Origin of the sequence: Enterobacter sp. ECC-175 (assembly GCF_043968675.1) — a bacterium.
Classification (GTDB): Bacteria; Pseudomonadota; Gammaproteobacteria; order Enterobacterales; family Enterobacteriaceae; genus Enterobacter.
Genome location: NZ_CP143776.1, coordinates 643537 through 668365, shown reverse-complemented (window position 1 = coordinate 668365; position 24829 = coordinate 643537). Strand labels below are relative to the sequence as shown.

The window sequence follows — 24829 nt, the reverse complement described above, 5'->3', positions numbered from 1 at the left end:
ATTGACGACGGGGGTTTTACGTGGCTTTATAAGGGGAGATGACAAATTAATGTCCAAAAGATTTTCGACTGGGCATAAACAAAAATGATGGGGTGACTGGGTTTTTATGAACGAACAATATTCCGCGTTGCGTAGTAATGTCAGCATGCTCGGCAAAGTGCTTGGGGATACCATCAAAGACGCCCTGGGGGAGAACATCCTCGACCGCGTTGAAACCATCCGCAAGCTGTCCAAATCCTCCCGTGCCGGTAACGAGGCGAATCGTCAGGAGCTGCTCACCACCCTGCAGAACCTGTCTAACGATGAGCTGTTACCCGTCGCCCGCGCGTTCAGTCAGTTCCTGAATCTCGCAAACACCGCTGAGCAATATCACAGCATTTCGCCGAACGGCGAGGCTGCCAGCAACCCGGAAGTGATTGCCCGCACGCTTAGAAAACTCAAAGAACAGCCCGATCTGAACGAAGCGACCATCAAGCAGGCGGTGGAATCCCTTTCGCTTGAACTGGTGCTGACCGCTCACCCCACCGAAATCACCCGCCGCACGCTCATCCACAAAATGGTGGAAGTGAACAACTGCCTGAAGCAGCTGGATAACAAAGACATTGCCGACTACGAACGCAATCAGCTGATGCGCCGCCTGCGCCAGCTGATTGCCCAGTCCTGGCACACCGATGAAATTCGTAAGCATCGCCCAAGCCCCGTCGATGAAGCAAAATGGGGCTTTGCGGTGGTCGAAAATAGCCTGTGGGAAGGCGTGCCGAACTATCTTCGCGAGCTAAACGAGCAGCTGGAAGAGAACCTGGGCTATCGCCTGCCGGTTGATTTTGTGCCGGTACGCTTCACCTCCTGGATGGGCGGCGACCGCGACGGCAACCCGAACGTCACCGCGGAAATTACCCGCCACGTGCTGCTGCTGAGCCGCTGGAAAGCCACTGACCTGTTCCTGAAAGATATCCAGGTGCTGATCTCCGAACTGTCGATGGTGGAAGCCACGCCGGAACTGCGCGAGCTGGCCGGTGAAGAAGGTGCCAGCGAGCCGTACCGTTTCCTGATGAAAAAACTGCGCGGTCAGCTGATGGCGACGCAGGCCTGGCTGGAAGCCCGCCTGAAAGGCCAGCGTCTGCCGAAGCCGGAAGGCCTCCTGAGCCAGAACGAACAGCTCTGGGAACCGCTCTACGCCTGCTATAAATCGCTCCAGGCCTGCGGGATGGGCATCATCGCTAACGGCGAGCTGCTTGACACCCTGCGCCGCGTGAAGTGTTTTGGCGTGCCGCTGGTGCGGATCGACGTGCGTCAGGAGAGCACTCGCCACACCGAAGCGCTGGGCGAGCTGACCCGCTATCTGGGCATCGGCGACTATGAAAGCTGGTCTGAAGCCGACAAGCAGGCGTTCCTGATCCGCGAACTGAACTCCAAGCGTCCTCTCCTGCCGCGCAGCTGGGAACCGAGCAACGATACCCGCGAGGTGCTTAACACCTGTAAAGCGATCGTTGATGCGCCAAAAGGATCGGTGGCCGCCTATGTGATCTCCATGGCGAAGACGCCGTCCGACGTGCTGGCCGTACATCTCCTGCTGAAAGAAGCCGGTATCGACTATGCCCTGCCGGTGGCTCCGCTGTTTGAAACGCTTGATGACCTGAACAATGCCAATGACGTGATGACCCAGCTCCTGAATATCGACTGGTATCGCGGCTTTATTCAGGGCAAACAGATGGTAATGATCGGCTATTCCGACTCCGCAAAAGATGCGGGCGTAATGGCGGCATCCTGGGCGCAGTATCAGGCGCAGGACGCACTGATCAAGACCTGCGAGAAAGCCGGCATTGAGCTGACGCTGTTCCACGGTCGCGGCGGCTCGATTGGCCGCGGCGGTGCCCCAGCGCACGCGGCGTTGCTCTCTCAACCACCGGGAAGCCTGAAAGGTGGCCTGCGCGTGACCGAACAGGGCGAAATGATCCGCTTCAAGTACGGCCTGCCGGAAGTCACCATCAGCAGCCTGTCGCTCTATACCAGCGCCATTCTGGAAGCGAACCTGCTGCCGCCGCCGGAGCCGAAGGAGTCCTGGTGCCGCATCATGGACGAGCTGTCGGATATCTCCTGCGATCTGTACCGCGGCTACGTGCGCGAAAACAAAGATTTCGTCCCTTACTTCCGTTCAGCCACGCCTGAACAGGAGCTGGGTAAACTGCCGCTAGGCTCACGTCCGGCCAAGCGTCGGCCGACCGGCGGCGTCGAATCCCTGCGCGCCATCCCGTGGATTTTCGCCTGGACGCAAAACCGCCTGATGCTGCCCGCCTGGCTGGGCGCGGGTGCCGCGCTGCAGAAGGTGGTGGAAGACGGCAAGCAGCACGAGCTGGAAAGCATGTGCCGCGACTGGCCGTTCTTCTCGACGCGTCTTGGCATGCTTGAGATGGTCTTCTCAAAAGCGGACCTGTGGCTGGCGGAATACTACGATCAGCGCCTGGTAAAACCGGAGCTGTGGGCGCTGGGCAAAGAGCTGCGCGAGCTGCTGGAAGGCGATATTAAGGTAGTGCTGGATATTGCCAACGATTCACACCTGATGGAAGACCTGCCGTGGATTGCCGAGTCCATTCAGCTGCGCAACATCTACACCGATCCACTGAACGTGCTGCAGGCAGAGCTTCTGCACCGTTCACGCCAGGCGGAAGAGGAAGGCAAAGAGCCCGACCCTCGCGTTGAGCAGGCGCTGATGGTGACGATCGCTGGCGTTGCGGCGGGTATGCGTAACACGGGCTAATGCTTTATGCCGGGTAGCGCTACGCTTGCACGAGCCTACGAAAGTAGGCCGGGCAATCGTCAGCGCCACCCGGCAGTACCTTGGTATCCACATCATGCAATACGACATTACCCAAATCCTGAGTGACCTGATAAACGGTACGTTGCCGCTTCGCCAGGTACACTTTGCAAACTCCAACGCTCCCGCCCCCGAACTTGCCTTAAAAGTCGATTTTCCACGCCTGGAAATTGCGATCGAGGGGTCAATTGCAGATCGCGCTGTTCCCGCCCTACAGCAACGTGATGTTCTCTACGTCCCAGCCGGCGGCTGGAATTATCCACAGTGGCAGGAACCTGCAACCACGCTGAGCATCCTGTTCGGCAAACAGCAGCTTGGGTTTAGCCTTGTGCACTGGGATGGTATTGAAGTACGTAATTTCGCGAAACAGAACGTCGCCCGCCGCGGCCCCCGCATTGGCTCATTCCTGCTGCAAACGCTGCATGAAATGCAGATGCAGCCTCATGAACAACAAACCGCACGGCTTATTGTTGCCAGCCTGCTTAGCCACTGCGTAGATCTGCTCGGAAGCCAGATCCAGACAGCCTCCCGCAGCCAGGCGCTGTTTGAAGCGATCCGCGTGTATATTGATGAACACTATGCCGCACCGCTCACCCGAGAATCAGTTGCACAGGCGTTTTACATCTCCCCCAACTACCTTTCACACCTGTTCCAGAAAACGGGCGCGGTCGGTTTTAATGAATATCTGACCCACACCCGGCTGGAGCACGCGCGCCGACTGCTGAAGGGATATGACTTGAAAGTGAAAGAAGTGGCGCATGCCTGCGGATTTGTCGACAGTAACTATTTTTGTCGGTTATTCCGCAAGAATACGGAGCGCTCTCCATCCGAGTACCGACGCCAGTATCACAGTCAGCTCATCGAAAAAGTGGCTACTCCACAATGATGTGCGTATGCTGCGGCGCGGATAGCATTTTACGCACCGCCGCCATGACCTTTTGCGGATCGCGCAGGAAAGCGTTTATGCCGCACTTCACATAGCGGACATGGTCAAAGCGCTCGCTGCCTGCCAGTTCAATATCGGTAATGAGTAAGGCGACAGCGGCGCGGCGAATATCATCATCCGTAAGCTCGCATTCAACGCCCAGCGCGCCCTGCGTTTCAATCATCACGCTCCATTTTTCCTGCTGGCAGAGTTTCTCTAACTTCTCGGCAGCCATGTAGGTATGCGCAACCCCGCTGACGCATGCGGTGACCGCCACCAGACGCCTGCTCATGTTCGCTGTCATAATCAACCTCCTACCGTGACGCAAAAACCCTTTCGCTCCGCCATTTGCCGGATGGCTTCAATCTCCAGCGGCGTCGGCGGAACGATATGCTCCATTCCCCACCGCTGCCCAAGGAGACGGTACTTTGGCTCTCCGTACGGGTGGAATGGCAGTAAATGCAGCTGCCTGATCCCGGAAGGTTGCAAGAATGACAATACGCGAGCCATGTTCTCTTCGCTGAGCGTATAGCCAGGAATAAGCGGCACGCGTGGGATCACGTTTACGCCCTCAGCGACCAGCTGCATAAAGTTATCCAACACTCTGGGCAAATTCATTGCAATCACCGAACGCGCCCGTTCGGCGTCCATAATTTTTAGATCAAAAAGCACTTCGTCACATTGATATGCCAGAGGCAGCAAACGCGAAAGAGGAGCATCCCCCGCCGTTTCTATCGCCGTATTGACCCCGTTGCGACGCAGCCTTCGTAAAAACTCTGTTGCGAAAGGGGCCTGCATCAACACCTCCCCACCGGAAAGCGTGACGCCACCGCCCGATGAGCGGAAGAAAATGTCGTCTTTCATTACCTCGCGTTCAAGGTCATCCAGGGTTACCTCCCTACCGATACGCTCAAACGCGCCTGACGGGCATTCGTCAGCATCACGCAAGCAGGGGGCGCAGTGTAAACATTTACTTTCCCTGCGTACCGTCTCGATTTTAGGCGAGATCGACTCAGGGTTAGCGCACCACGGGCATTTGTGAGGGCAGCCTTTAAAAAAAACCACCGTCCGGATGCCGCTCCCGTCATTCAAGGAGTAGCGCTGGATGTTGAAAACACGCGCCACGCTGGCGCGCGTTTCGATGACGTCACAGCTGATGCGCTGTTCGACGGATAATGTCATCCTGGATCTCCTTCGACAGCTCAACAAAGAAGGCGCTGTACCCGGCAACGCGCACCACCAGCCCGGCAAAATCCTGAGGGCGCTGTTGCGCTTCACGCAGCGTGTCCGCATTTACCACGTTGAACTGAATGTGCTGTAGTTTAAGCTGGGTAAACGCCCGAAGAAAATCGGCCAGCTTTTGCAGACCTGCCTCCCCTTCCAGCGTCGCGGGAGTAAATTTTACGTTCAGCAGCGTACCGTTGGACAACAGATAATTATCCAGTTTGCTCACCGATTTCAGTACCGCCGTCGGGCCCTGAATATCCTGACCAAGCATCGGAGAGAGGCCGCCGTCCGCCAGCTGTTCGCCCGCTAAGCGACCATCCGGCGTCGCACCCACAACCGCACCAAGCGGCACATGCGCAGAAACGGTATACGAACCCGGCGTGAACTGCCCGCCGCGCGGATTCCGGTATTTTTCAACCTCTTTACAGTAGTGGCGCAGTAGATCAGCGCTGATGTTGTCGACCTCATCGATATCATTGCCGTATTTTTCGAAGCGGTTAATCAGCCGTGCGCGCACTTTTTCCCCTTCTGGGGTGGCAAAGTTAGCTTTAAGCACGGCGAGCAACTCATCAAAACTTAAGCGCTGCTGTTCAAAGACCAGCCCCTTCAGGGCGTGGAGGGAGTCGCTTAGATTTGCAATGCCAATACCCTGTACGCCGGAAAAGTTGTAGCGGGCGCCGCCGTCGGTTACGTCTTTGCCCGTTTCCAGGCAATCGCTGATGAAAGACGACAGCAGCGGTACGGGCGCCCAGTCCCGATGGCCGATATCACAGATATTGCTCCCTTCGACCATCAGCGCAATGTAATGGTTAATTTTGGCACGGATATGCTCAAGCAGGCCTTCATAGCTCAGGTCACTATTACCCTCGTTTTCCTGGATAGCGATTTCCATCACCTTCAGGAGATTAAACATCGCGATATCGTGCAGGCCGTAGGTTCTTCCCGGAATCGACAGCTCGACGCAGCCAACCACCGCATAATCACGCGCATCTTCCAGCGACACGCCGCGGTTCAGGAACGCAGGCACGACAACCTCATCGTTGAAAATCTGTGGGATGCCGGTTCCCAGGCGGATCGTCTCCGCGGTTTTGAGCAGGAAAGGCCGGTCTATGAGCTCATTCACCCGCACGCCGAGGTTCGGCTGAGGAAGCTGAACGTTCTGATAGGCATCAAGGCACAGGAAGGAAAGTACGTTCACCGCGCTGCGGCCGTTTTCCGTCAGCCCGCCCAACAGAGCGGTATAACCCGTCGGGAACCCCGCAAAATAACGGGCGCTGCTGGTCGAACGCAGCAGCACGACGTCGTTGCACTTCACCCAGAGGCATTCCAGCAGTTCTTTGAGGAAGCCTGGTTCTTCTCCCTGTGAGAGAGAGGCCTGGTAAAACGGCAGCATATACTGGTCAAAGCGGCCAATTGAAAGCGAACTGGCGTTGGATTCATACTGTAAAATGACGTTCATGTACCAAAACAGCTGGCACGCCTGCCAGAAGGTTTGCGGCCTGAACGCTGCATTATGGCGTGAAATTTCTGCAATCTTGAGCAGTTCTTCGCGGCGCGGCGCGGCAGCGTGCTGGGCAAGTTCCTCAGCCAGTGCTGCATAGCGCAGTATATGCCGCTGGGACGCTTCAAGCAGAATCAGCGCTGCCGCATAGAAAGAGTTCTGCTCATCGCGGGCGCAGTGCGCACGCATTTCCGCCACCAGCGCGCCCAGCCCGTTATTCAGCAGGCGCGGATAATCGATAATGATATGCCCCTGCCCTTTATCCGTCTGGTTGATGCTAAAGATCTGCGTACCCACGGCAGCCTTTACGTCTTCGGTCATCTGGCTGTTGATGAAGTCCTTCATCGACCGCTTTTCCCAGTAGGGATAAAGCACCTCACGATAGGTCTGCTTATCCGCATCACTGATTTCGAAGCGATCCTGCGGGCGCGTCGCAAACTGATCCAGTTCCTTAAGCAGCCAATAGGGATCCATTTCCGGGGACATGATGCCCGCGCGCGGCTTAACGGTACGGTTTCCGGCAATCAATTCCTCGTCACGAATCGCGATATTCACATGGTCGAGAATGTACGCCGTGGCTTTCGCACGCCGGATAATGACCGGCTCGCCTTCCGTCTGCTGATAGCTGGCGGTGTAGAGCAATGCGCGCTCAAGCGAGATTTCACGCGGGTTTGCAAAGAGCGCGTCTTTTAAACGCTGGGTACGATTCGTCATGAGGGAACTCCTGTAACGGAAAACGAGCCCGCCCCAACGGGGCGGGAGAGCATCAGGCGGTTTGAGCCAAGTGAGTGTCAATTTTGTTCATGATGGCGTCGGCACGCTTTACAGCGTCACTGATGTTGACGCGTACAATAGTCTTACCGGCAAAACGCTCCTCAAACTTGATGCCAATATCTTTGGTCAGGATCACCACATCCGCTGCCGCAATGTCCTCTGCGGTCAATTCGTTTTCAAGACCAATGGAGCCTTGCGTTTCAACTTTCACTTCCCAGCCTTTCGCTTTCGCCGCGCTCTCCAGCGCTTCGGCTGCCATATAGGTATGAGCAACGCCTGACGGGCATGCGGTTACTGCAATAATTCGGGCCATGTTCTCTTCCTCATTCAGTTAATTTCGAAATCCAGATCGAGGTCATCCTCTTTTTCCTCGACCTGTTTGGTATTCTTACGCGCAATGCTCTTCAGCACGTTGACGCTAATCGCCGTCACTACAGCCCCCACAGCCACTGCTGCAATGTAGCCCAGTTTGCCTTCCACAACGGGGAGCACAATCAGCCCACCCCAACCGGCATAACACTGCGCTCCCATTAACGCCGCGGTAACCGCGCCACAGGCAGAGCCCAGCATGATGGACGGGATTACGCGCAGGGGATCGGCTGCGGCAAATGGAATCGCCCCTTCCGTAACGCCGACGCAGCCCATGACCAGCGCCGCTTTGCCCGCCTCGCGCTCTTCACCGGAAAAGTTTTTACGATTAATCAGCGTTGCCAGCCCCAGGCCCAGCGGCGGAACGCAAATCCCTACCGCCGCAATCGCGACCACGGTGTAAACGCCCTGAGCAACGCAAATCAGCATGAAAGCATAGGCCACTTTATTAATCGGGCCGCCCATATCAAACGCCAGCATGAGTCCAATAATGACGGCAAGAACCACAATGCTGCCCTGCTGCATCCCCTGCAGCCACTGCGTTAAACCGGTGGTTAATGCCCCAACAGGCTCGCCCAGCCCCCACATCATGATGCCTGCGGTAACGAAGGTGCCGATGATAGGAATGATGAAAATGGGCATAACGGAGCGCAGGACTTTTGGAACCGGCAATTTTTTCAGGTACCAGACCACAATCCCGCCGAGGATCCCGGCAATAATGGCGCCAAAGAAACCGGCTCCGAAACTGTTGCCGACCCAGGCGGCAATCGCGCAAGGCGCCAGTGCGGCGCGTTCTGCAATGGAATAGCCGATATAGGCAGCCAGGAAAGGCACCATCAGCGTTAACCCCGCCACGCCGATATCGAACAGTTTTTTCAGATTGGGGTCTGTTGCTGCATCCGGTACCGCACCTTTGCCATACAGCATGACCGAAACCGCCAGCAAAATGCCTCCCGCCACAACGAACGGGATCATGTGCGACACCCCCGTCATCAGATGCTGTCGGGTGTTCTTAAGAATATGCATCAACTCTTTCATATGTCGCTCCTGGCCAAACCCATAAAGATGTTGTGGCAAACAATAGGCAATCGCGAAGAGGGCGGACAGGAGACAAAAAGGCCATTTACTGGATTATTGTAATATAGAAATAAAAATGCGATCCGCCTCGAAAATTCGTGCTGGCGATATAAAGCGCGAAATGTCTTAACCTGTGAGTCAAATCCCACTTTTTGCGTGATATTACATTTGTCCAGCTTTTGGCAGATTTGTCACATGGCGCGCGTGAGCGACGCACTCGTATGCTGTGTCCAATTAACGATCCTTGGTTTCAGGAGTGTGTATGGCTCTGGTAGTGGAATTTACCTGTGAATTGCCCAACGGTGTTCACGCGCGTCCGGCAAGTCACGTAGAGACGCTGTGCAATACGTTTACGTCACAAATTGAATGGCACAATCTGCGGACGGACCGGAAAGGTGATGCAAAAAGCGCGCTTGCCCTTATTGGTACCGATACGCTGTCAGGCGATGCCTGCCGCATGATCATCAGCGGGGACGATGAGCAGCATGCCCATCAACGGCTAAAGCAATGGCTGAGCGAGGAGTTTCCACATTGCGACGCACCGCTTGCAGAAACCATGAATACCGAGCTTGATCCGCTGCCAGAATCCCTCACGCGCCTGCATCCCACGCTGTTTCGCGGCCTGCCCGTTTGCAGCGGCAGCGCCCAGGGCATTCTTACGCTACTCACCTCGTTGGATCTCAATGCGCTGACGGATTTACCTGACGCAAAAAGCGTGGAAGAGGAGCAGTCGGCGCTGGACAATGGCCTCGTCCTGCTGGTGAAAAACATTGAGCTGCGCGCGCTGGACAGCGACAGCACCGCCAGCGCGATCCTTGAAGCACACCGCTCGCTGGCGACGGACACCTCGCTGCGCCAGCACCTTCTCGCTGGCGTTAACCAGGGCCTGAGCTGTGCGCAGGCGACGGTCGCCACGGCGAACCATTTTTGTGAAGAATTTTCCCGCTCCAGCAGCAGCTATTTGCAGGAACGCGCGCTGGACGTGCGGGATGTCTGCTACCAGCTTCTTCAGCACATCTACGGTGACGAGCGCTTCCCGGCGCCGGGCAAGCTGACGCAGCCGACAATTGGCCTTGCCGAAGACCTCACGCCCGGCCAGTTTTTGGAACTCGATAAAACCTTGCTTAAGGGCTTATTATTAAAAAGCGGCGGCACGACCTCACACACCGTTATTCTTGCTCGTTCCTTTAATATTCCCACCCTGGTTGGCGTTGACAGCGAAAGCGTGTTGCCATGGCGCAACCAGCCCATCTTTGTGGATGGCAATGCCGGTGCAGTTGTGGTGAACGCCAGCGATGCGGTAGCACGCTATTACCAACAGGAAGCGCGCGTGCAGGAGGCCATTCGTGAACAGCAACACGTTTGGCTTGACCGTGAAGCACGAACCGCCGACGGGATGCGAATCGAAGTTGCCGCCAACATTGCCCACGCCGTAGAAGCGCAGGCAGCGTTCGGTAACGGCGCCGAAGGCGTTGGGCTATTCCGTACCGAAATGCTTTATATGGATCGTGCCAGCGCACCGGACGCAGACGAGCTGTACAACCTATTCTGCCAGGCGCTTGAAAGTGCAAACGGGCGCAGCATCATCGTGCGGACCATGGATATCGGCGGCGATAAGCCAGTGGAATACCTTAATATACCGCCTGAGAACAACCCGTTCCTCGGCTACCGCGCCGTGCGTATTTATGAAGAATATTCAGCGCTTTTCGCCACCCAGCTGCGGGCGATCCTGCGCGCCTCTGCCCACGGCAGCCTGAAGATCATGATCCCGATGATCTCTTCCATGGAGGAGATCCTGTGGGTGAAAGAGAAACTCGCCGAAGTGAAACAGCAGCTTCGCGCAGAGCATATTCCCTTTGATGAAAAAATCCCGCTGGGCATCATGCTCGAAGTTCCCTCGATCATGTTTATCATCGACCAGTGCTGCGAAGAGATTGATTTCTTTAGCATCGGCAGTAACGACCTGACGCAGTACCTGTTGGCTGTGGACCGCGACAATGCCAAAGTCACGCGTCATTACAACAGCCTGAACCCGGCCTTCCTGCGCGCGCTGGATTACGCCGTTCAGGCCGTTCATCGTCAGGGAAAATGGATTGGACTCTGCGGCGAACTCGGAGCAAAAGGCTCTGTACTGCCGCTGCTGGTGGGACTGGGGCTGGACGAGCTCAGCATGGGCTCGCCTGCCATCCCGGCAACAAAAGCGCGCCTGGCACAGCTTGATAGCCGCGCCTGCCGCCAATTGCTTAATCAGGCAATGGCGTGCCGTACCTCGCTTGAAGTGGAGCACCTTCTCGCGCAGTTCCGCATGAATCAGCAGGATACGCCGCTGATAACGCCACGCTGCATTTCACTGGATAACGACTGGAACAGTAAAGAAGAGGTCATGAAAGGAATGACCGATAACCTGCTGCTCGCAGGACGTTGCCGCTACCCCCGCAAGCTGGAGGCCGATCTGTGGGCACGAGAAGCCGTCTTCTCCACCGGCCTTGGCTTTAGTTTTGCCATCCCGCACAGCAAATCGGAGCACATTGAACAATCCACCATTAGCGTTGCACGCCTGAACGCGCCGGTAATGTGGGGAGAGGAAAAGGCGCAATTTATCATCATGCTTACGCTCAATAAGCATGCCGCGGGCGACCAGCACATGCGTATTTTCTCGCGCCTGGCGCGCCGCATTATGCATGAAGATTTCCGCAGCGCACTGGTCAATGCCAGCTCTGACGATGCCATCGCCACCCTGCTGCAACGTGAATTAGAACTGTAAAAGAGGAAGAGTCATGGAATTGTATCTGGATACCGCTAACGTTGCGGAAGTTGAACGCCTGGCGCGCATTTTTCCGATTGCGGGTGTGACCACCAATCCCAGCATTATTGCTGCCAGCCGCGAGTCCATCTGGGACGTGCTGCCGCGCCTGCAAAAAATCATGGGTCCGGAGGGCATCCTTTTTGCCCAAACCATGAGCCGCGACGCCGAAGGCATGGTGGCGGAAGCCAAACGTCTCAGTAATGCCCTGCCGGATATCGTGGTGAAAATCCCGGTCACTGCTGAAGGCCTTGCTGCGATTAAGCAATTGAAAAAAGAGGGCATCACTACCTTAGGAACCGCCGTATACAGTGCCTCTCAGGGTTTATTGGCCGCGCTGGCGGGCGCGAAGTATGTCGCGCCGTATGTGAATCGCATCGATGCTCAGGGCGGTGATGGAATCCGCATGGTTCAGGAGCTGCAGTCTCTGCTGGAAATGCATGCACCAGAAAGCAAAGTATTGGCAGCCAGCTTCAAAACGCCACGTCAGGCGCTGGAGTGCCTGCTGGCCGGATGTGAAGCGATCACGCTTCCTTTAGACGTAGCGCAACAAATGCTCGGCACCCCGGCGGTAGAGTCAGCGATAGAGAAGTTCGAGCAGGACTGGAAAAACGCGTTTGGTAACCTCAACCTCTAAGGGAGAACAGTTATGGACCGTATCATTCAATCGCCTGGGAAATATATCCAGGGCGCCGATGTGCTTACCCGTCTCGGGGACTATCTGAAGCCGCTGGCAAACCGCTGGCTGGTGGTCGGTGATAAATTTGTGCTGGGTTTTGCTGAAGAAACCCTGCGTCAGAGCTTTAAAAACGCAGAACTGCACGCAGAAATCGCGCCGTTTGGTGGCGAATGTTCACAAAATGAAATCGATCGTCTAAAAAAAATGGCCGACAGCGCCGACTGTCTGGCCGTGCTGGGCATCGGTGGCGGTAAAACGCTGGATACCGCCAAAGCGCTGGCCCACGTTATGGACGTGCCGGTTGCCATTGCACCGACTATTGCCTCTACCGACGCACCGTGCAGCGCGCTTTCCGTTATTTATACCGACAGCGGCGAGTTCGAGCGCTACCTGATGCTGCCGCACAACCCGAACATGGTAATTGTGGATACCAAAGTGGTCGCGGGCGCGCCTGCTCGTCTGTTGGCTGCGGGCATTGGCGATGCGCTGGCTACCTGGTTTGAAGCGCGCGCCTGCTCCCGCAGCGGTGCCACGACGATGGCGGGCGGCAAGTGCACGCAGGCGGCGCTTGCGCTGGCGGAATTGTGCTACAACACGCTGGTCGAAGAGGGTGAAAAGGCGATGCTGGCCGCCGAGCAGCACGTGGTCACCCCTGCCCTTGAGCGCATTATCGAAGCGAATACCTATCTGAGCGGCGTCGGCTTTGAAAGCGGCGGCCTTGCGGCAGCGCACGCCATCCATAACGGTCTTACTGCCATTTCGGATGCGCACCACTTCTATCACGGTGAAAAGGTGGCGTTTGGTACGCTCACGCAGCTGGTACTGGAAAATGCACCGGTGGAGGAGATTGAAACCGTTGCCGCGCTGTGCCACAGCGTTGGCCTGCCCATTACGCTGGCTCAGCTGGATATTAAAGAGGATATTCCGGCGAAGATGCGCCTGGTGGCAGAAGCCTCGTGCGCGGAAGGAGAAACCATTCACAATATGCCGGGCGGCGTATCGCCGGATCAGGTTTACGCTGCGCTGCTGGTTGCCGACCAGTACGGGCAGCGGTTCCTGCAGGAGTGGGAATAACGAAAAAAGCCGGGTGGCGCTGCGCTTACCCGGCCTACAAAACATCTTAATCCGCAGGCCGGGTCAGGCGTTACAGCCACCCGGCATACGAGTTACTTCACGTCAAAGCGGTCCAGATCCATCACCTTCGCCCATGCGGCAACGAAGTCGCGAACGAACTTCTCGTGCGCATCGCTGCTGGCGTAAACCTCGGCCAGCGCGCGGAGAACGGCGTTGGATCCGAAGACCAGGTCAGCGCGGGTCGCGGTGTATTTCACATCACCGCTGGCGCGATCGCTTCCGGCAAACAGCTCGTTAGAGTCGTCGGTCGCTTTCCACTGGGTATTCATGTCCAGCAGGTTGACGAAGAAATCGTTGCTCAGCACGCCCTCGCGGTTGGTAAACACGCCGTTTTTGCTGCCGTCGAAGTTAGCGCCCAACACGCGCAGTCCGCCGACCAGTACGGTGAGCTCTGGCGCGGTCAGCGTCAGCTGCTGCGCTTTATCAATCAGCAGCGATTCGGTCGTCGAAGCATTCACCTGCGCACGGTAATTGCGGAAGCCGTCAGCAATTGGCTCCATCAGGTTGAACATCTCGATATCGGTCTGATCCTGACGCGCATCCACACGGCCAGGCGTGAACGGTACGTTAACGTAAACGCCCGCAGCTTTTGCCGCCTGCTCAACGCCCACGACGCCTGCCAGCACGATGATATCGGCCAGCGACGCTTTGTTGGTGGTGCGCTGAATAGCTTCCAGAGCTGGTAGCGCGCGAACGGCCGCGGCGTTCACATCCCAGTCGCGCTGGGGCGCCAGCGCCAGGCGCGCGCCGTTGGCACCGCCGCGCTTATCGCCTCCGCGGAAGGTGGACGCAGAGGCCCAGGCCACGGAAACCAGCTCGCTTACGGAGAGGCCGGACGCCGCGATTTCCGCTTTCAGGCTTTCAATGTCTTCTTGCGACGGATTGAACACCGGCTGCGGCAGCGGATCTTGCCAGATCAGGTCTTCTTTTGGCACTTCCGGACCCATGTAGCGCGATTTCGGCCCCATGTCGCGGTGGGTCAGCTTGAACCAGGCGCGGGCGAAGGCTTCGTTAAAGGCCTGCGGATCGTTGAGGAAACGGCGCGAAATTTTTTCAAACTCCGGATCAAAACGCAGCGTCAGGTCGGTGACCAGCATTGTCGGCCTGCGTTTTTTCGACGGGTCGAACGGATCGGGCATGATCTCCGGTGCGTCTACGGCTTCAAACTGAATAGCGCCTGCCGGGCTGCGGGTCTGTACCCACTCGTATTTGAACAGGTTCTCGAAGAAGTAGTTGCTCCACTGGGTCGGCGTCTGGGACCAGATCACTTCCAGGCCGGAGGTGATTGCATCTGCGCCTACGCCCGTACCGTGCGTGCTCGCCCAGCCAAGGCCCTGCGCTTCAATCGGAGCCGCTTCCGGATCGGCACCGACGTGCGTGGCTTCGCCCGCACCGTGTGTTTTGCCCAGGGTGTGACCACCGGCAATCAGCGCGACGGTCTCTTCGTCGTTCATGCCCATGTTACCAAACGTCGCGCGGATGGCGGCAGCGGCAGACAGCGGTTCGCCGCTGGCGTTTGGCCCCTCAGGGTTAACATAGATTAGCCCCATTTCGGTGGCAGCTAACGGACGCTTTGCCAGCTCTTCCGGATCACGGTGCTTAAGCCAGGTGGTTTCATCGCCCCAGTTGACGTCCATATCCGGTTCCCAGACGTCTTCACGACCGGCACCGAAACCAAAGGTGCGGAAGCCGGAGTTCTCCAACGCCACGTTGCCCGCGAGGATAAACAGATCGGCCCAGGAGATTTTTTGTCCATATTTTTGCTTGATAGGCCACAGCAGGCGGCGCGCCTTATCCAGGCTGACGTTATCAGGCCAGGAGTTCAGCGGAGCAAAGCGCTGTTGACCGCGTCCTGCACCGCCGCGACCGTCTACGGAGCGATACGTGCCCGCACCGTGCCAGGCCATGCGGATAAACAGGCCCGCATAGCTGCCCCAGTCGGCAGGCCACCACGGTTGAGAGTCGGTTAAGAGTGCTTTGAGATCGCCTTTCAGCGCGGAGTAATCAAGCTTGCTAAATTCTTTGCGGTAGTCGAAGTCTTCACCCAGCGGGTTAGAACGATTGGAATGTTGGTTAAGAAGGTCTATCCGGAGTTGTTTTGGCCACCAGTCACGGCTGCTTGTACCTGCCCCCGCGCTATGATCGACGCCGCCCTGATGGAACGGGCATTTGCCAACTGATGCCGCTTTATTGGTTTCGTCTGACGTGCTCATCGCTATGCTCCCTTTACTGTATTACCGTTACGATATACGCCCTTATTGATAAGGTATAGTTGGGATAACCCACAGATTCGATAGTTAATTCCGTTTAATTTCACGCAAAAAATATGTGTCTTTAGAGCGTCAAAATCAGCATCGCCCAATCGACCAGAAAATAAAACCCTTAGAAATCAAAAAACCCTCCGAAGAGGGTTTTTATTCATTACGCACCAGGTCTGACGCCGAGCGTGTGGCAAATGGCGTAACTCATTTCGGCCCGGTTCAGCGTGTAAAAGTGGAAATCTTTCACGCCTTCGCGGCTCAGGATTTTCACCATGTCCATCGCGATATTTGCGCCCACCAGCTTGCGTGTCTCTGGGTCATCGTCCAACCCTTCGTACATTTTAGACATCCAAAGCGGGATGCGCACGTTGGTCATATCGGCGAATTTCTTCGCCTGTTTGAAGTTTGATACAGGCAGAATGCCCGGGATGATTTCGACGTCGATCCCCGCCGAGACGCAGCGGTCGCGGAAGCGGAGGTAGCTTTCGACATCGAAGAAAAATTGGGTGATCGCGCGGTTGGCGCCCGCGTCGACTTTGCGCCTCAGGTTAAGCAGATCCGCCTGCGCGCTTTTCGCTTCCGGGTGAACTTCAGGGTAGGCCGCGACGGAGATATCAAAATCCGCCACGTCTTTCAGCAGCGCGACCAGATCGGCGGCGTACATGTCCGGCCTGCCGCTGCCCGGCGGCAGGTCACCGCGCAGGGCAACGATGTGGCGAATGCCGTTATTCCAGTAATCCTGGGCGATGGCGCGCAGCTCTTCAGGCGTCGCATCGATGCAGGTCAGATGCGGGGCCGCTTCGAGGCCGGTGCGGTCCTTAATGCCTTTAATGATGCTGTGCGTGCGGTCGCGCTCGCCGGAGTTCGCGCCGTAGGTCACGGAGACAAACTTCGGCTTCAGGCTGCTCAGGCGATCGATAGAGCTCCAGAGGGTTTGCTCCATTTCACTGGTGCGCGGCGGAAAAAATTCAAAAGAGACGTTAATCTGGCCGTTTACTTCGGCCAGGCTCTGATTCAGGGCTTCCCGCTGGTTGGCGTGAAAAAAGCTCATACCTTACCTCTATCTTTCGCGTGTCGTTATTTGTTGTGTTGTGAACTTCTATACGTTTAGACGTCCAGATGTAAAAATGACGGAAAAGCGGAGAGACGTCAACATAAATAATCAACAATAACGGTGAGGTTTGTTCAGGGAAGATGAGGGGGATTCATGATGGGGGTGAGCAGGCCCCTCACCCCGGCCCTCTCCCCAAAGGGGCGAGGGGGAAAAGACCGCACCGAGCAGTCCCCTCTCCCCTATGGGGAGAGGGTTAGGGTGAGGGGAATTACAGCAGCTTAGCCAAACGATTGATATCTGACTGAATTGCTCCGGCGGTAACATCGCGCCCCGCGCCCGGGCCGCGGATGACCAGCGGGTTATCGCGATACCAGCGGCTTTCGATGGCGAAGACGTTATCGCACGGCAGCAGCGCGGCCAGCGGATGTTCAGGGCGGACGGCCTCAACGCCGACCCGCGCCTTGCCGTTGGCCTCGAAGCGCGCCACGTAGCGCAGCACCAGCCCCATCTCGTTTGCCGCTTCCAGGCGTTGCACCATCTGCTCGTTCAGCTCGTCGCCGTTCTCGAAGAAGTGATCGACGGAACCCTCCTCACAGCCTGAAGGCACCAGCGACTCAACGCGGACCGCGTCAGGCTCGATGTCGTAACCCGCTTCGCGCGCCAGGATCACCAGCTTGCGCATTACGTCTTTACCGGCGAGATCGACACGCGGGTCCGGCTCGGTTAGGCCCTGCTGCCACGCCTGATCCACCAGGTCGGTGAACGGCACGGTGCCGTCGAACTGCAGGAACAGCCAGGAGAGCGTGCCGGAGAAGATGCCGCTCAGCGCCAGAATGCTGTCACCGCTTTCAATCAGATCGCGCACGGTATGGTTAACCGGCAGGCCCGCGCCAACCGTGGCGTTATACAGCCAGTGGCGGCCCGTTTTCTCAAACGCATCGTGGATCTGACGATACTTATCGGTGCTGCTCGCCCCTGCCAGCTTGTTGGCGCTGATGACGTGGAAACCGTGGCTGGCGAAATCCAGATACTGATCGGCAAGCTGCTCGCTCGCCGTCACGTCCAGCACCACCAGGTCATCATACGGGTGCGCGCGCATCCACAGGAACAACGACTCTTCGTCCTGCTCGACCGCTTCATCGTTAAAGAAGGCCAGCGCGCGGCTGGCGTCCAGCCCTTCGTAGTTCAGCAGGCTGCGGCGGCTATCCACCACGCCTGCGAGAATAAATTCAAACCCGGTACGCGCCGAAAGCGTGACCTGCTCGCGCGCGAACAGCTCCAGCCAGCGGGAACCGATATTGCCTTTCCCGAACAGCACCAGGCCAATACGTTTTTCCGCGCGGAACAGCGAGGTGTGCAGCCCCTGAATCAGGCTTTCGGTCGGGCCTTTACGCAGCACGGCCACCAGGCTGATGCCCTCTTCCGACTGCCAGGTAAATTCCACCGGTTGGCCCTTCAGCTGCTGCCAGAAACGGTGGCAGTGCAGCGGGTTACGGGTGACGCCCGCGCCCACCATCGCCACCAGCGCCAGCCCCTGACGCAGGCGAAGCTCGCCCGGCAGGCCCGCTTCATCCAGAATTTTCAGCGCGCTGTCCGCCACTTCTGCCGTGTAGCAGAACTGCAGCAGCTGGCGGTCGTTATGCACGCCCACGGCCAGCGGGCGCACCTGGGCGCGCTTCAGGATCAGGTCGATGTCTTTGTGCGCAAGCTTGAAGTCCTGGCCCGCAGGCACCTGGAACTCAATCAGGCAGATGTCGTCATGGCTGGTGACAATGCGTGCGCCGGTACCGGAAGCCAGCACGCGCTCAATGCGCGTGGAACCCTGATCCGGCGTATAGCTGCAGCGCAGCTGCAGGTCGATATCGCTGCCGGAGACGGGCTGAAGCGTGCGCGCGTGCAGCACCGGCGCCGCCAGACGCGCCAGCTCGCTCGCCTCGTCCAGGCGCAGCAGCGGAAGCAGGCACGCATCTTTTACCTTGCGCGGGTCCGCGCTGTACACGCCGGCCACGTCGCTCCAGATGGTGACGCGGGACACGCCCGCCAGCGCGCCGATTTGCGTCGCCGAGTAGTCCGACCCGTTACGTCCCAGCAGCACGGTTTCGCCCGCATTGCTGCGGCTGATAAAGCCGGTGACAACAATGCGTTTACCCGGATGCTGCACCAGCAGCTGTTGCAGCAGCGGATAAGACAAGCCTTCATCAACCTGCGGCTGCGCGGCGCGTTCGGCGCGCAGGAAATCGCGCGCGTCGAGCCAGGCGGCCTCCACGCCGAGGTGTTGCAGCACGGCCGCCATCAGGCGCGCGGACCACACTTCGCCGTGGCCAACCACTTCGGCATACACCGCATCGGTAATACCGCTGTCCAGCAGGGCAGCCAGGCGCTCAAGATCGTGCGTAAAGGCGCTAATCAGCCCGTCCGCCACGTCCGCTGGCAGCAGGCCAGCAATCAGCTCGCTCTGATAGCGACGTAACGACTGTTGCACCTGATGCGCAGAAAGGCGATCGGTCTGGCTCAGTTTCAGCCAGCTGATCAGCTGGTTGGTGGTGCTGCCCGCCGCGGAGACAACCATCATGTCACCCGGCTGTGAATACTCGGTCATGATCCCCGCGACGCGCAGGTAACATTTCACATCAGCAAGACTACTACCACCAAACTTGTGCAGCTGACGACCCTTCGCCCCTGCCTGCGCTATCACACTCATGATTACCCCTTGGCTGCGATCCGGAAGCCATTTTCCAGATCGGCAATTAAATCTTCAGAATCTTCAATACCGGTTGAGATCCGCAGCAGCGTCTCAGAAATTCCGGCGGCGGCACGCGCTTCCGGTGCCATACCTGCGTGCGTCATGGTCGCGGCGTGGGAGATCAAGCTTTCAACCCCACCTAATGATTCCGCCAGCGTAAACAGTGACAGCCCGCTAAGGAAGCGACGCAGCGTTTGCTCGTCGCCGTCCAGTTCAAAACTTAACATCGCGCCAAACCCTTTCTGCTGGCGCGCGGCAATCTCGTGGCCCTGATTGTCCGGCAGCGACGGGTGGTACAGCTTTTTCACCAGCGGCTGCGTTTGCAGGAAATCCACGATCGCCTGGGCATTGCGCTGCGCAGCTTCCATGCGCGGAGACAGCGTGCGAATGCCGCGCAGCAGCAGGTAGCTGTCGAAAGCCCCTGCGGTGACGCCGATATTATTCGCCCACCATGCCAGTTCGGTGACAACCTCAGGATCTTTGGCAATCACCACGCCCGCCACGACGTCAGAATGGCCGTTCAGATATTTAGTACATGAATGCACCACCAGATCTGCACCCAGTGCCAATGGGTTCTGAAGGGCCGGACTGAGGAACGTATTATCCACGACACTTATCGCTCCCGCATCCCTTGCGAGCTGACAAATTTTCGCAATATCGACAACGCGCAACAATGGATTGCTTGGACTTTCCACCAGAACCAGCTTCGGCTTCTCTGCAAGCGCCTGTTTTAGCGCCTGTTCGTCATTCTGATCGACAAACAGCACCCGATAACAGCCGCGCTTCGCCAGGCTGTCAAACAGGCGATAGCTTCCGCCGTAGCAGTCGTGCGGCGCAACCAGCAGATCGCCGGGCTTCAGGAAAACCGTAGTCACAAGGTGAATGGCCGACATCCCGGTGTTGGTTAACACCGAGCCCGCACCGCCCTCAAGCTCCGCCAGGGTACGCTGGGTCACGTCACGCGTAGGGTTGCCACGGCGCGAGTAGTCATGCGCGCGGGGCTCATTAAATCCGGTGAAATTATAGGTACTGGAAAGGTGAATTGGCGGGACAACACAGCCGTACTGCTCGTCATCATTCAATCCGCTACGCACTGCGATGGTGGCCTGTTTACGCGTCATGGTGAAGGCTTCCTGGCTAATTAGGTGAAAAGTCAGCCACCAGAGTAAACACTGAATTTATGGACGTCAATACATCTGGACATCTAAACTTCTTTGCGTATAGATTGAGCAATGCGCAAATAGCCGTTAAAATTATATGCTTTAGGCCACGCTGCAGCGGCAATATCCGTGCCACGGTATCGTCTCTACGGTAAACTAGGCAAGATTACGGTTCGGAACCGCTCGTTGGGGTTTTGCACCTTTAGATTAATGACTGAGAGGATTAAAGGTATCTCATGGCTGAATGGAGCGGCGAATATATCAGCCCATACGCTGAGCACGGTAAGAAGAGTGAGCAAGTAAAGAAAATTACGGTTTCCATTCCTCTGAAGGTGTTGAAGATCCTCACCGATGAACGTACGCGTCGTCAGGTGAACAACCTGCGCCACGCGACCAACAGCGAGCTGCTGTGCGAAGCGTTCCTGCATGCGTTTACCGGCCAACCGTTACCGAACGATGAAGATCTGCGTAAAGAGCGCAGTGATGAAATCCCGGAAGAGGCGAAGGTGATCATGCGTGAGCTGGGTATCGACCCGGACACGTGGGAATACTAACGCGACGGTGTCATCCCGCTGAGCTGGCTCAGCGGGATAGTTTCTTAGAAGTTGTAGCCTAAGCCCACGCGCAAGCGCATCTGGCGATCGTCGCTGGTGGCGGTGTTATAGCCAGAGGAGACGTTACCCACCTCAACAAAGGGGATCCACGAGTCGATGTTATACGCCACGCGGACGTTATATTCGTAATCTTCTTTTTTGTTGTTATACAGATCTTCGCTGTCGGCAAACTTATAAATGCCGTTCAGCTCAAACATCCAGTTCTGAATATTATAGCCCAGCCACATTTCCGGACGATAAACTATACGATCGTCTTTGCCATCCGCATTGCGCCGCGTATATTCCGTGCGATAGCGAAACGCCGTCCACCAGCTATCGTCAATATTATACTGCACGCGAAGATATGGCTTATAAATCGCCATATCGTCGCCGGTTTCAACCGCAACGCCTGGCTGCCAGATAAATCCCTGCCAGTTGAACTGATAGCTTGCGGTATATTCGTTGCTGTTACTTTCCATATTATTCAGCGCGTCGTTTGACTGTTTGTCATTCGAGCGCGACACGGCCTCTACCGCGACGCCAAAGCCCGTGCCGAAACGGTGCGACATGTATACGCGGTCGTAGTTGCGACCGTCGTCGTAGTACTCGTGACGGTAATCAACATAGCCCGCCTGCGCCGCGCAGGAAAGTAATGGAAGCACGAATAAGAGTTGCTTAATCTGCATAATATATCCCTCAAAGAAAATACGTCCTGAAAGCCAGCGGAATTGACATGGCAAATAAGAATGCATAACGGGCGCAGTGTAATTTCACGCGGAGAGGGAAACCTTTTATTTTTTGACACCGCAGGATAAACAGTGGCAGAAAAATCAAGATACGCGAGACAGAGCTCACTATCCGTTAAAGAATACATCGGGTAAATAGATTAAAAAATAAAAGACAATGCGCTTTTATTTTATATTAAATGAAATAAGGATTGAGGTAAAATATACAATGAAAGGATTTATTCAGAGGGGATATTTCAGGCACAAAAAAACCGCCCGAAGGCGGCTTCTTCTGGATGCTTATTTCGCGCCCGGGATGCTGAAACGCTTGTTGAAGCGGTCAACACGGCCACCGGTTGCAACATCACGCTGCTTACCAGTGTAGAACGGGTGGCATTTGCCGCACACGTCCAGGTTCAGATCGTGGCCCACGGTAGAGCGGATCTGGATAGAGTTACCGCAAGAGCAGTTTGCAGTAATCATTTCGTATTTCGGGTGAATATCTTTTTTCATGGGAGAACCTCAGTTAAGGCCGCGTCGCTCTTCCAGCCCTAACGCCAGACACCACGCGATGTTGAATGTAAGTTCTTTGGCGTAAAATACACCAAAGGCGGCGAATCATACAGAATTTAACCAACGTATGCAAACTGATCCGCACGCCGCTTTCTCTAATGTGTATACTAACGCGCCACTTTTCAAGTCAGGAAGATTCGATGCCCGTTGCTCACGTTGCCCTGCCCGTTCCGCTTCCCCGCACCTTTGACTACCTGCTGCCCGACAGCATGAGCGCCAAAGCGGGCTGCCGCGTGACCGTGCCGTTTGGTAAACAGCAGCGGGTTGGAATTGTCGTCTCCGTCAGCGAAAAAAGCGAGCTGCCGCTTAACGAGCTGAAGTCGGTCGTTGAGGTGCTGGACAGCGAGCCCGTGTTCTCAACCAGCACCTTGCGGTTGCTGCTGTGGGCGGCGGATTACTACCATCACCCGATTGGCGACGTGCTGTTTCACGCCCTGCCTATTCTGCTGCGTCAGGGTAAAAGCGCCAGCCACGCGCCGATGTGGTACTGGTTCGCCACCGAGCAGGGCCAGGCGGTGGATATCAACAGCCTTAAGCGCTCGCAAAAGCAGCAGCAGGCGCTGGCCGCGCTGCGCCAGGGGAAAATCTGGCGTCATCAGGTGAGCGAGCTTGAGGTCAACGAAACCGCGCTGCAGGCGTTGAGAAAGAAGGGGCTGAGCGAGCTGGCCAGCGAAGCGCCTGCGTTATACGACTGGCGCGACAGCTTCTCCGTGACGGGCGATCGTCTGCGCCTCAATACCGAGCAGGCCACCGCCGTGGGCGCGATTCACAGCGCCTCGGATCGTTTCTCCGCCTGGCTGCTGGCGGGCGTCACCGGCTCAGGTAAGACCGAAGTGTATCTAAGCGTGCTGGAAAACGTGCTCGCTCAGGGCAAGCAGGCGCTGGTGATGGTGCCGGAAATCGGCCTCACGCCGCAAACCATCGCCCGCTTTCGCGAGCGCTTTAACGCGCCGGTTGAGGTGCTGCACTCCGGTCTGAACGACAGCGAACGCCTCAGCGCCTGGCTGAAAGCGAAAAACGGCGAGGCGGCGATTGTGATCGGCACCCGCTCGTCCCTGTTTACGCCGTTCAAAAATCTCGGCGTCATCGTGATCGATGAAGAACACGACAGCTCCTATAAGCAGCAGGAAGGCTGGCGCTACCACGCGCGCGATTTGGCAGTCTATCGCGCCCACAGCGAGCAGATCCCGATAATCCTGGGTTCCGCTACCCCCGCGCTCGAAACGCTGCACAACGTCCGCCAGCGCAAATACCATATGCTGCGCCTGACGCGCCGCGCGGGGAATGCGCGTCCAGCCATCCAGCACGTGCTGGATCTGAAAGGCCAGCAGGTGCAGGCGGGGCTCGCGCCTGCGCTCATCGCCCGCATGCGCCAGCATTTGCAGGCGAATAACCAGGTCATTTTATTCCTCAACCGCCGCGGGTTCGCGCCTGCGCTGCTGTGCCACGACTGCGGCTGGATTGCCGAGTGCCCGCGCTGCGACCATTACTACACCTTCCATCAGGCCCAGCGCCATTTGCGCTGCCACCACTGCGACAGCCAGCGCCCGGTGCCGCGCCAGTGCCCGTCGTGCGGTTCAACGCACATCGTGCCGGTTGGCCTGGGAACGGAACAGCTGGAGCAGACGCTGGCCCCCTTCTTCCCCGGCGTACCGATTTCGCGTATTGACCGTGACACCACCAGCCGCAAGGGCGCGCTGGAACAGCAGCTGGCCGAGGTCCATCGCGGCGGCGCGCGCATTTTAATCGGCACGCAGATGCTGGCAAAAGGGCACCACTTCCCAGACGTCACGCTGGTCGCCCTGCTGGACGTGGACGGCGCGCTGTTCTCTGCGGATTTCCGCTCCGCCGAGCGTTTTGCCCAGCTTTATACGCAGGTGGCAGGCCGCGCCGGGCGCGCCGGGAAGCAGGGCGAAGTGGTGCTGCAAACGCATCACCCAGAACATCCTCTGCTGCAAACCTTGTTGCACAAGGGCTATGATGCCTTTGCCGAGCAGGCTCTTGCCGAGCGCCAGACGATGCAGCTTCCGCCGTGGACCAGCCACGTCATTATCCGCGCCGAGGATCATAACAATCAGCAGGCGCCGCTTTTCCTGCAGCAGCTGCGGAATCTTCTTCAGGCCAGCCCGCTGGTCGATAATCAGCTGTGGATTTTAGGCCCGGTGCCGGCGCTGGCTCCCAAGCGCGGCGGACGTTTTCGCTGGCAAATCCTTTTGCAGCACCCTTCCCGCATGCGCTTACAGCAGATCGTCAGCGGCACGCTGGCGCTGATCAATACGCTGCCGGAAGCGCGCAAAGTGAAGTGGGTTCTCGATGTAGACCCGATCGAAGGCTGAAGCTGGATCGAAAAATTTAACACTCCTCACACTTTTTATGAAAATTCTGTAACCGCTTCCATTCACTATCTGTAAAAATG

The 24829-nt window shown here is 57.1% G+C and carries 18 protein-coding genes; 7 read left to right on the top strand and 11 right to left on the bottom strand.

Annotated elements, in window-relative coordinates:
- Nucleotides 1–106: 106 nt before the first annotated feature.
- Together ppc and V1599_RS03240 are read left to right on the top strand one after the other, a co-directional pair.
- A complete protein-coding gene (gene ppc, locus V1599_RS03245) occupies nucleotides 107–2758 on the top strand; it encodes a phosphoenolpyruvate carboxylase (protein WP_112011877.1) in 2652 nt (883 codons plus the stop codon).
- Between the two features lie 94 nt (nucleotides 2759–2852).
- Complete coding sequence (locus tag V1599_RS03240; RefSeq protein ID WP_112011876.1) at nucleotides 2853–3701, top strand: AraC family transcriptional regulator; 849 nt, start codon at nucleotides 2853–2855, stop codon at nucleotides 3699–3701.
- Here V1599_RS03240 and V1599_RS03235 read toward each other — a convergent pair.
- The 5 genes from V1599_RS03235 to V1599_RS03215 are packed head-to-tail and all read right to left on the bottom strand — an operon-like array spanning nucleotide 3688 to nucleotide 8649.
- Nucleotides 3688–4032: a PTS fructose-like transporter subunit IIB gene (locus V1599_RS03235; RefSeq protein WP_112011965.1), complete on the bottom strand. Its 345-nt coding sequence runs from the start codon at nucleotides 4030–4032 to the stop codon at nucleotides 3688–3690. The genes V1599_RS03240 and V1599_RS03235 overlap by 14 nt on opposite strands.
- A 14-nt stretch (nucleotides 4033–4046) precedes the next feature.
- Nucleotides 4047–4922, bottom strand: a complete 876-nt coding sequence (locus V1599_RS03230; RefSeq protein ID WP_297119987.1) for a [formate-C-acetyltransferase]-activating enzyme — start codon at nucleotides 4920–4922, stop codon at nucleotides 4047–4049.
- Nucleotides 4888–7182: a formate C-acetyltransferase gene (locus tag V1599_RS03225; RefSeq protein WP_395301020.1), complete on the bottom strand. Its 2295-nt coding sequence runs from the start codon at nucleotides 7180–7182 to the stop codon at nucleotides 4888–4890. Before V1599_RS03225 ends, V1599_RS03230 begins: the two co-directional genes overlap by 35 nt.
- A 52-nt stretch (nucleotides 7183–7234) precedes the next feature.
- Nucleotides 7235–7555 (bottom strand): PTS fructose-like transporter subunit IIB, encoded by a 321-nt coding sequence (locus tag V1599_RS03220; RefSeq protein ID WP_112011873.1) that lies wholly within the window; start codon nucleotides 7553–7555, stop codon nucleotides 7235–7237.
- 14 nt (nucleotides 7556–7569) lie between these two features.
- Nucleotides 7570–8649 carry a PTS fructose transporter subunit EIIC gene (locus V1599_RS03215; protein ID WP_395301019.1) on the bottom strand — a complete coding sequence of 360 codons (1080 nt, stop codon included), beginning with the start codon at nucleotides 8647–8649 and terminating at the stop codon, nucleotides 7570–7572.
- Nucleotides 8650–8950: 301 nt separating this feature from the next.
- On the opposite strand from V1599_RS03215, the gene ptsP reads away from it, so the two are divergent.
- Genes ptsP through V1599_RS03200 form a run of 3 tightly spaced genes read left to right on the top strand, consistent with a single transcriptional unit; the run spans nucleotide 8951 to nucleotide 13244 of the window.
- A complete protein-coding gene (ptsP, locus tag V1599_RS03210; protein ID WP_395301018.1) occupies nucleotides 8951–11452 on the top strand; it encodes a phosphoenolpyruvate--protein phosphotransferase in 2502 nt (833 codons plus the stop codon).
- 13 nt (nucleotides 11453–11465) lie between these two features.
- Nucleotides 11466–12128, top strand: a complete 663-nt coding sequence (fsa, locus tag V1599_RS03205; protein ID WP_112011870.1) for a fructose-6-phosphate aldolase — start codon at nucleotides 11466–11468, stop codon at nucleotides 12126–12128.
- Between the two features lie 12 nt (nucleotides 12129–12140).
- Nucleotides 12141–13244 (top strand): glycerol dehydrogenase, encoded by a 1104-nt coding sequence (locus tag V1599_RS03200; protein ID WP_395301017.1) that lies wholly within the window; start codon nucleotides 12141–12143, stop codon nucleotides 13242–13244.
- A gap of 92 nt (nucleotides 13245–13336) precedes the next feature.
- Here the strand turns inward: V1599_RS03200 and katG are convergent, their stop codons facing one another.
- From katG to metB, 4 genes are all read right to left on the bottom strand, one after another.
- Nucleotides 13337–15517 carry a catalase/peroxidase HPI gene (gene katG, locus V1599_RS03195; RefSeq protein WP_112011868.1) on the bottom strand — a complete coding sequence of 727 codons (2181 nt, stop codon included), beginning with the start codon at nucleotides 15515–15517 and terminating at the stop codon, nucleotides 13337–13339.
- A 208-nt stretch (nucleotides 15518–15725) separates the two neighbouring features.
- A complete protein-coding gene (gene metF, locus V1599_RS03190; protein WP_112011867.1) occupies nucleotides 15726–16616 on the bottom strand; it encodes a methylenetetrahydrofolate reductase in 891 nt (296 codons plus the stop codon).
- 271 nt (nucleotides 16617–16887) lie between these two features.
- On the bottom strand, nucleotides 16888–19320 hold the full coding sequence (locus V1599_RS03185; RefSeq protein ID WP_112011866.1) for a bifunctional aspartate kinase/homoserine dehydrogenase II: 2433 nt from the start codon (nucleotides 19318–19320) through the stop codon (nucleotides 16888–16890).
- A 2-nt stretch (nucleotides 19321–19322) separates the two neighbouring features.
- The gene (metB, locus tag V1599_RS03180; protein ID WP_395301016.1) at nucleotides 19323–20483 is read right to left on the bottom strand and encodes a cystathionine gamma-synthase; all 1161 of its coding nucleotides are present in this window, start codon (nucleotides 20481–20483) and stop codon (nucleotides 19323–19325) included.
- 275 nt (nucleotides 20484–20758) lie between these two features.
- Between metB and metJ the strand changes: the two genes are divergently transcribed.
- Nucleotides 20759–21076 carry a met regulon transcriptional regulator MetJ gene (gene metJ, locus V1599_RS03175; protein ID WP_007369220.1) on the top strand — a complete coding sequence of 106 codons (318 nt, stop codon included), beginning with the start codon at nucleotides 20759–20761 and terminating at the stop codon, nucleotides 21074–21076.
- A gap of 44 nt (nucleotides 21077–21120) precedes the next feature.
- On the opposite strand, the gene V1599_RS03170 is transcribed toward metJ, so the two are convergent.
- Together V1599_RS03170 and rpmE are read right to left on the bottom strand one after the other, a co-directional pair.
- A complete protein-coding gene (locus V1599_RS03170) occupies nucleotides 21121–21801 on the bottom strand; it encodes an oligogalacturonate-specific porin KdgM family protein (RefSeq protein WP_112011864.1) in 681 nt (226 codons plus the stop codon).
- 339 nt (nucleotides 21802–22140) lie between these two features.
- Complete coding sequence (gene rpmE, locus V1599_RS03165) at nucleotides 22141–22353, bottom strand: 50S ribosomal protein L31 (protein ID WP_003862040.1); 213 nt, start codon at nucleotides 22351–22353, stop codon at nucleotides 22141–22143.
- Nucleotides 22354–22553: 200 nt separating this feature from the next.
- Between rpmE and priA the strand changes: the two genes are divergently transcribed.
- A complete protein-coding gene (priA, locus tag V1599_RS03160; protein ID WP_112011863.1) occupies nucleotides 22554–24749 on the top strand; it encodes a primosomal protein N' in 2196 nt (731 codons plus the stop codon).
- The last annotated feature ends 80 nt before the right edge of the window (nucleotides 24750–24829 follow it).

Excerpts from the sequence above, each read along its gene's own strand:
- V1599_RS03200 (WP_395301017.1), top strand. The coding sequence starts at position 12,141 with ATGGACCGTATCATTCAATCGCCTGGGAAATATATCCAGGGCGCCGAT.
- fsa (WP_112011870.1), top strand. The coding sequence starts at position 11,466 with ATGGAATTGTATCTGGATACCGCTAACGTTGCGGAAGTTGAACGCCTG.
- V1599_RS03220 (WP_112011873.1), bottom strand. The coding sequence starts at position 7,555 with ATGGCCCGAATTATTGCAGTAACCGCATGCCCGTCAGGCGTTGCTCAT.
- V1599_RS03225 (WP_395301020.1), bottom strand. The coding sequence starts at position 7,182 with ATGACGAATCGTACCCAGCGTTTAAAAGACGCGCTCTTTGCAAACCCG.
- katG (WP_112011868.1), bottom strand. The coding sequence starts at position 15,517 with ATGAGCACGTCAGACGAAACCAATAAAGCGGCATCAGTTGGCAAATGC.
- V1599_RS03235 (WP_112011965.1), bottom strand. The coding sequence starts at position 4,032 with ATGAGCAGGCGTCTGGTGGCGGTCACCGCATGCGTCAGCGGGGTTGCG.
- ptsP (WP_395301018.1), top strand. The coding sequence starts at position 8,951 with ATGGCTCTGGTAGTGGAATTTACCTGTGAATTGCCCAACGGTGTTCAC.
- metJ (WP_007369220.1), top strand. The coding sequence starts at position 20,759 with ATGGCTGAATGGAGCGGCGAATATATCAGCCCATACGCTGAGCACGGT.
- V1599_RS03185 (WP_112011866.1), bottom strand. The coding sequence starts at position 19,320 with ATGAGTGTGATAGCGCAGGCAGGGGCGAAGGGTCGTCAGCTGCACAAG.
- V1599_RS03240 (WP_112011876.1), top strand. The coding sequence starts at position 2,853 with ATGCAATACGACATTACCCAAATCCTGAGTGACCTGATAAACGGTACG.
- V1599_RS03170 (WP_112011864.1), bottom strand. The coding sequence starts at position 21,801 with ATGCAGATTAAGCAACTCTTATTCGTGCTTCCATTACTTTCCTGCGCG.
- metB (WP_395301016.1), bottom strand. The coding sequence starts at position 20,483 with ATGACGCGTAAACAGGCCACCATCGCAGTGCGTAGCGGATTGAATGAT.
- metF (WP_112011867.1), bottom strand. The coding sequence starts at position 16,616 with ATGAGCTTTTTTCACGCCAACCAGCGGGAAGCCCTGAATCAGAGCCTG.
- V1599_RS03230 (WP_297119987.1), bottom strand. The coding sequence starts at position 4,922 with ATGACATTATCCGTCGAACAGCGCATCAGCTGTGACGTCATCGAAACG.
- priA (WP_112011863.1), top strand. The coding sequence starts at position 22,554 with ATGCCCGTTGCTCACGTTGCCCTGCCCGTTCCGCTTCCCCGCACCTTT.
- rpmE (WP_003862040.1), bottom strand. The coding sequence starts at position 22,353 with ATGAAAAAAGATATTCACCCGAAATACGAAATGATTACTGCAAACTGC.
- ppc (WP_112011877.1), top strand. The coding sequence starts at position 107 with ATGAACGAACAATATTCCGCGTTGCGTAGTAATGTCAGCATGCTCGGC.
- V1599_RS03215 (WP_395301019.1), bottom strand. The coding sequence starts at position 8,649 with ATGAAAGAGTTGATGCATATTCTTAAGAACACCCGACAGCATCTGATG.